The 5150-nt window shown below is 73.0% G+C and carries 5 protein-coding genes; 4 read left to right on the plus strand and 1 reads right to left on the minus strand.

All coding sequences use genetic code 11. From position 1 onward, the window contains the following. Positions 1 to 66: 66 nt before the first annotated feature. Positions 67 to 1287, minus strand: coding sequence for a PucR family transcriptional regulator (locus tag ACTIR_RS0115245; protein WP_026454928.1), 1221 nt, complete (start codon positions 1285 to 1287; stop codon positions 67 to 69). 183 nt (positions 1288 to 1470) lie between these two features. On the opposite strand from ACTIR_RS0115245, the gene ACTIR_RS0115250 reads away from it, so the two are divergent. The 4 genes from ACTIR_RS0115250 to ACTIR_RS0115265 are packed head-to-tail and all read left to right on the plus strand — an operon-like array spanning position 1471 to position 5065. Beyond that, positions 1471 to 2289, plus strand: a complete 819-nt coding sequence (locus tag ACTIR_RS0115250) for an ABC transporter ATP-binding protein (protein WP_026454929.1) — start codon at positions 1471 to 1473, stop codon at positions 2287 to 2289. Further along, on the plus strand, positions 2286 to 3080 hold the full coding sequence (locus tag ACTIR_RS0115255; RefSeq protein WP_026454930.1) for an ABC transporter ATP-binding protein: 795 nt from the start codon (positions 2286 to 2288) through the stop codon (positions 3078 to 3080). Before ACTIR_RS0115250 ends, ACTIR_RS0115255 begins: the two co-directional genes overlap by 4 nt. A gap of 30 nt (positions 3081 to 3110) precedes the next feature. Continuing rightward, the gene (locus ACTIR_RS0115260) at positions 3111 to 3989 is read left to right on the plus strand and encodes a branched-chain amino acid ABC transporter permease (protein ID WP_026454931.1); all 879 of its coding nucleotides are present in this window, start codon (positions 3111 to 3113) and stop codon (positions 3987 to 3989) included. Continuing rightward, a complete protein-coding gene (locus ACTIR_RS0115265; RefSeq protein ID WP_026454932.1) occupies positions 3989 to 5065 on the plus strand; it encodes a branched-chain amino acid ABC transporter permease in 1077 nt (358 codons plus the stop codon). The genes ACTIR_RS0115260 and ACTIR_RS0115265 overlap by 1 nt, the downstream gene beginning before the upstream one ends. Positions 5066 to 5150: the final 85 nt, after the last annotated feature.

The following is a 5150-nucleotide window of genomic DNA, read 5'->3' on the forward strand; positions in this document are numbered from 1 at the left end:
GCCGCACCGCGCCGCGACCGACATCCCGCCGTCCGGCCCGCCGGTCCCATCGTTCGCCCGGCCGGGTCACCCCCGGCGGCGTGCGAGCAGGCCGAGCGTGAGCAGCAGACGGTCGCGCGGTTCGGAGACCCTGCGGCCGGTCGCCGACTCGATGCGCTGCAGCCGGTAGATCACCGTGTTCCGGTGGCAGTACAGCCGTTGCGCGGCGTGCGTCGGGGACCCGCCGCTGTCGATCACCGCCTCCAGCGTGGCCAGCATCGTGTCCCGTTCCTGCTGCGGCAGCGTGAGCAGGTCCCCGAAGGCGACCTCGGACAGCCGCGTCGTCAGCTGGGGGCTGCCCACGAGCAGGGCCTCCGGCAGGCGGTCGTCGAGGAAGGCGACCCCGGGGGAGGTCAACGTCCGCGCGGCCGTCTGCGCGAGGGTGTAGGCGTCGCCGACCTGCGCGAGCGTGGTGATGACGGGGGAGGCGCCCACCCGGCCGGACACCGCGGGGCCGAGTGCGTCCAGCGCCGTGGCCGGGTCCCGGTCGCCGAGCGCGACGAGACCGACGATGTCCGACGGACGCACGTGCCACGAGGACACGATGCCCTGGTTGCCCAGCACGTCCCGGGGCGAGCGCAGCGGATCGTCGCGCGGGGTGTCCACCGGCGCGACGACGCACAGCATCGGGCCGCTCGTCGGCAGGCCCAGCGCGGTCGCCGCCTCCTGCGCCAGGCCCGGGTCGGAGCCGCGGCCCTCCAGCAGCGCGTTGAGGAAGGCGTGCCGTTTGCTCAGCTCCTGGCTGCGCAGCCGCGCCTCCTCCAGCCGGTAGTCGTCCACCAGTGCCGCCGAACTCGCGTCGATCACCCGCCAGACGTATCCGGCCGCGTCCAGCAGCTCGTGGTCGTAGTACCCGTCGAACCGCTCCCGCGAGGTCGCCAGCAGTCCCTCCCAGATCACCCGGCCCCCGAGCCGGTAGGCCCGCAGCACCGCCTCCAGCGGGACCCCCTCGCGGGCGCGCAGTCTGCCGGTCTGCCGGGAGGTGTCCTGGGGGTCGGCCCCGTCGGGCACCACGCCGCCGAGCGACTGGATGCCGCGTTCGATGTTGCCGCGCAGATTCTCCCGCAGCTCGTCCGGGGAGGTGATCCCGAGCTGGGCGTACGCGGGTTCGTACTGCAGGACCTTGAGCGTCAACCGGTCCGCGAGGCTCTCCAGATTCTCCAGCAGCGCACGGCTGAGCGTGCGCAGGGCCTGTCGGGCCGGCCCGGACACGTCGGTGGGTGCCGGGCTCTCCGCTGACGTGCTCATGCGCTGAGAATTGCACGCGGCGTTGCGCTCCGTCCAGCCGATCCGGGCGCGGAGCCCAGCGGACCCCGGATTTTTTGGGCACTCCGCCTATGGCCGATTTTGGGCGTGTCGCACGAAGCTGGGTGCCTCCCGCAGGGCGGGGGCTGAGGAGGTTCGTCGTACCCGAAGGTGGGAGGCGCCAAGGTGACGTTGCCGGACACTTCCGAGGCCGGATCCGGCCGTGCCGGACCGGAGGCGGCGCCGTTGTTCGCGGCCACCGGGATCACCGTGCGGTTCGGGGGACTCACCGCGCTCGACTCGGTGTCGCTGGAGGCGCTGCCGAACGAGGTGCACGGTGTGATCGGCCCCAACGGCGCGGGCAAGACCACGCTGTTCAACGTCTGTTGCGGTTTCGTGCGCCCCGACGAGGGCACGCTCAGCCGGCACGGCCGGCGGCTGCGCGATCTGCGGCCGCACCGGCTCACCCGGCTCGGCATCGCCCGGACACTGCAGGGGCTCGGACTGTTCCGCGGGCTGACCGTGGCCGAGAACGTGCTGGTGGGCGCCGACCGGTTCCGCGCGAGCGGATTCCTGTCCGCGCTGCTGGCGCTGCCGCGATCGCGGCGGGACGAACGGGCGCTGGCCGAGCGCGCCGAGCGGGCCATGGCCGAGGTGGGCGTGCTCGAACACGCCCGTGCGTACCCGGGGAGCCTGCCGTACCCGGTGCAGAAGCGGGTGGCCCTGGCCCGGGCGCTGGTCGCCGAACCGGAGCTGCTGCTGCTCGACGAACCGGCCGCGGGGCTCGGCCACGACGACATGACCGAACTGGCCGAGCTGGTCCGGCGCCTGACCGGGCGGATGGGCGTGATCCTGGTCGACCACCACATGGACCTGGTGATGTCGGCGTGTGACCGGATCACGGTGCTCGACTTCGGGCGGGTCATCGCCGCCGGGGAGCCCGACCGGGTCCGGGACGACCCGGCCGTCATCGAAGCGTATCTCGGCGAGGAGGCCGGCCAGTGAGCGAGACCACCGACGTCCCCACCGGGGCGGGTGCGGGAACCGCGGACACCACCGGATCCGGACGGGGCGCCCGGGCCCTGGACGTCCGTGAGCTGACGACCCGGTACGGCCCGGTCGTCGCGCTCGACCGGGTGAGCCTGCGGGCCCGTCCCGGCGAGATCACCGCCGTGCTGGGCGCCAACGGCGCGGGCAAGACCACCCTGTTGCGGACCGTCTCCGGGCTGGTGCGTCCCCGGTCCGGCGGTGTCCTGCTGGGGGAGCGGGAGCTGGTCGGCGCCGCCGCCGAGGACATCGCCCGGGCCGGGGTCGCGCACGTGCCGGAGGGACGTGGCGTGATCACCGAACTCGGGGTGGAGGAGAACCTGCGCCTCGGCGAGCTGCTGGGCGCCTCCCGGCGCGGGGCCGCCGACCGCCGCGCCCGGCTGGACACCGTCTACGACCTGTTCCCCGCGCTGGCCGAACGGCGGCGGATGCCGGCGAGCTCGCTGTCCGGCGGGGAGCGGCAGATGCTGGTGCTCGGCAGGGCGCTGCTGTCCGAACCGGAGGTGCTGCTGCTCGACGAGCCGTCCCTGGGGCTGGCGCCGCGGGTGGTCGCCCAGATCTTCGGCATCATCCGCGATCTCGTCGACCGCGAGGGGCTGACCGTGCTGCTGGTCGAACAGAACGCGCGCAGTGCGCTGTCCATCGCCGACACCGGCTTCGTGCTCAACCTCGGCCGGGTCGTCGCGTCCGACGACGCGGCCACGCTCGCGGCGGACGAGGACCTCCGCCACGCCTACCTCGGCTTCTAGCCGGGCCGTTTCCGGAGGATTTCTGCCCCGATGCAACAGTTCGTGAACCTCACGCTCAACGGGATCAGCCAGGGCGCGATCTACGCGGCGTTCGCGCTGGCGCTGGTGCTGATCTGGCGGTCCACCCGGGTCATCAACTTCGCCCAGGGCGCGATGGGCATGTTCACCACCTACCTCGCCCTGATGCTGATCGAGAACGGGCAGCCCTACTGGGTCGGCTTCGCCGCAGCCCTGGTGGGTGGCCTGCTGCTCGGCGCAACGGTGGAACGGGTGGTCATCCGTCCGGTGGAGGGCGGCCCCGAGCTCAACGCGGTGATCGTGACGCTGGGGTTGTTCATCGCGCTGCAGGCGCTGGCCGCCGTGCTGTTCGGCTCGACCTACGAGTCGTTCCCGGCGCCGTTCGCGTTGCGCGGGTTCGACCTGAACGGCTTCACCGTCGCGTTCACCCCGTTCAGCGTGTTCGTCATCGGCTCGGTGCTGGTGGTGATGCTCGCGCTGGTGGGCCTGTTCCGGTTCACCGACCTCGGGCTGAAGATGCGGGCCTCCGCGTTCAGCCAGGAAGTGTCCCGGCTGCTGGGGGTGCGCGTCGGGCGGATGCTCACGCTCGGCTGGGCGTTCGCCGCCGTGGTCGGGTCGCTGGCCGGTCTGCTGATCGCCGGCGGGAGCCTGGTCCACCCCGCCTACATGGAGCCGATCATCGTGTTCGGGTTCGTCGCCGCGGTCCTCGGCGGGCTGGACAGTCCGGGAGGTTCCGTGGTCGGGGGGCTGCTGATCGGCCTCGCACTGTCCTATGTGTCCGGCTACCTCGGTAGCGAACTCGTGACGCTGGCGGCACTGGCCATTCTCATCGCGGTGCTGCTGGTGCGCCCGCAGGGACTGTTCAGCCACGCCGCCGAAAGGAAGGTCTGATGACCGCGTTGTCGGCGGCCGCGCGCCGCCTCGTCCCCTCGTCCGTCGGTGGCCGGAACCTGCTCGGCGGGGCGGCCGCGCTCGTCCTCGTCGTCCTGGTGCTGGAGAGTACGGAGCCGTTCCGGCACTCCCAGCTGGCCACGCTGTCCTACTACGGGATCGCCGCGGTCGGACTGACCGTGCTCACCGGCCTGAACGGGCAGATCTCCCTCGGTCACGGCGCGCTGATGGCGGTCGGCGCGTACACGACCGCGCTGCTGCTGGACGGCGACGGGGTGCCGTTCGGCCTCGCCCTGCTGGTCTCGGCCGCGGTCACGGCGCTCGTGGGTGTCCTGGTGGGCGCGGCCGCGGCCCGGCTGCACGGCCCGTACCTGGCGGGTGCGACGCTGGCCCTCGCCGTGGGCGCCCCGGGGCTGGCCGTCTACTTCGACAGCCTGCTCGGCGGGGAACAGGGCCTGCGCGTGGCCTCGCCGACGGCACCGCAGTGGTTCGACGACGCGATGTTCTTCGTCACCGGCAGCGGGATCGGGAACCAGGAGTACCTGGCCTACCTCGGCTGGGGGACGCTGCTGCTGGTGATGGTGCTGCTCGCCAACCTCGTCGCGAGCCGCTTCGGGCGGGTCTGGCGCGCGGTCCGGGACGACGAGGTGGCCGCCGAGCTCTCCGGTGTCCGGCTCGGACACACCCGGGTCCTCGCCTTCGTGGTGAGCGCCGCGTGCGCGGGACTGGCCGGCTCGGTGCTGGCGATGGTGGTGCGCCTGGCCGCGCCGAGCGGCTTCACGATCGTGCTCTCGCTGTCGCTGCTGACCGCGGTGGTGGTGGGGGGACTCGGCAGCCTGACCGGCGCGTTGCTCGGCAGCGCGCTGCTGGTGTTCCTGCCGCCCGCGGTGACCGACCTGGGCACCGGGGCCGGACTGAGCGACGTGCGGGCGGCCGAACTCGCCCCGCTGGTCTACGGCGTGGTGCTCGTGGTGGTCATCCTCGTCGCCCCCTCCGGGGCGATGGGCCTCATCCGCCGGCTGTGGCAGTCGGTGCGGAACCGTCGTCGGGGGAACGAACAAGGAGGAACCAGATGAACGAGCGAATGCGGCGGCGCGGTGCGGCGCTGACCGCGGTGGCGGCGACGGCCGCCCTGGTGCTGTCGGCCTGCGGCGCGGGCGG

Origin of the sequence: Saccharomonospora iraqiensis subsp. iraqiensis, from assembly GCF_000430445.1 — a bacterium.
Lineage (GTDB): Bacteria > Actinomycetota > Actinomycetes > Mycobacteriales > Pseudonocardiaceae > Saccharomonospora > Saccharomonospora iraqiensis.